This is a genomic window from Arthrobacter sp. Dra40, assembly GCF_059091905.1.
In genome coordinates this window covers 1-1,431 of record NZ_JBNHHB010000482.1, presented here as the reverse complement: position 1 = coordinate 1,431, position 1,431 = coordinate 1, and the positions used below count along the sequence as shown (strand labels likewise).

Annotated in this window: 1 protein-coding gene; it reads right to left on the bottom strand. The window is 63.2% G+C overall.

Features of this window, described 5'->3' with window-relative positions; genetic code table 11:
- The coding region (locus AC5RWT_RS37390) for a flavin-containing monooxygenase (RefSeq protein WP_494084618.1) at window positions 1–1,431 on the bottom strand (1,431 nt) is incomplete at both ends.

Sequence of the window (1,431 nt, the reverse complement as noted above, 5' to 3'; positions counted from 1 at the left end):
GGCGACGATTTCGTTGACTTGTTGGGCGTATTTGTCGAAGCCGCCGGCGTAGGGGATGAAGTAGCGGGAGCCGTCGTATTTGTTGACGTGGACCATGTAGTTGTCGACGGCGCGGCGCAGCATCGGTGCCGCGATCGCGTTGCAGTGTTCGCCCCACTGGGCTTCTGCCTCGAGGGTGGGTTCGATGCGGACGGCGCCCTTGTCTTCGGCGTGTTCGATGATGTCGGCGACGAAGTCCACGTGGTAGTTGTTCAGCGCGAAGAAGGTCGCGAGCACGCTGGGGCTTTGCACGCCGGTGAGGGTGAACAGGTTCGGGAACCCGTGGGTCATGATGCCCAGGTATGTCTGCGGTTTGTAGGTCCAGCGGTCGCTGGGCTGCTGGCCGTGCTCGTTGCGTATGTTGGCCTGGTCGAGTGCACCGGTGAAGGCCTCGAAGCCGAGCGCGAACACGATGAGGTCGATTTCGTACTCGTTGTCGCGGGTCTTGATCCCGGTCCGGGTGATGCGTTCGACCGGTTCGGTCCTGAGATCGACGAGGCTGACATTGCTTTGATTGAAGATCGGGTAGTACCCGGTGTCGATGCACAGCCTGCGGACCCCGATCGGGTAGGCGGTCGGCATCAGTTTCTCGGCGGTCTCGGGATCATCGATCATGTCGCGGATCTTGCCGCGGACGAACTCGGCCACAACGTTGTTGACCTCCAGGTCCGTGCCCTGGTCGGAGAAGGTGCCGAGCAGGCTCTGGCCTCCGAACGCCCACCTGGACTCCAGGATCTGCTGCTGCTGCTCCTCCGAGTAATCCGATGCCTTGCCCACATTGGGCGGCATGGCGTAGGCGACCGGGGTCGCGTAGGTCTCCTCGCGGAACTGCAGGACCTTCTGGGAGAGGCGTTCCTTCTTCCTCTTGTCGGCCGGGCCGTTGTGGGCGGGAATCGAGTAGTTCGGGGTCCGCTGCAGAACGTAAAGGTGTCCGGCGGTCTTGGCGATCTCGGTCGCTGCCTGCACCCCCGAAGAACCCGTGCCGATGACCGCCACGCGCTTGCCGGCGATCTCCATCGGGGTCTTCGGCCAGTGGGCAGTCTGATGCCATTCGCCCTCGAAGTCATCCAGGCCCGCGAAGTCGGGCTTGCGCGGCTTGGACAGATTGCCCGTGGCCATCACCAGGTACCGGGCCCATACCGTGCGGCCGGTGTCGGTGGTGATCAGGTACTTGTTCTCCTCAGGATGCCACTGCGCCGACGTCACCCACGTGCTCAGCGAAAGGTTCCGCCGCACCTCCAGACGGTCCGCGACATAGTTGAGGTACTCCAGGATCTCGGGCTGGGCAGCATACCGCTCGCTCCAGTCCCACCCCGCGTAAAGGTCCTGATCGAACATGAACGAATAGCTGTGGCTCTCCACATCCACCCGCGCGCCCGGATACCCGTTGTG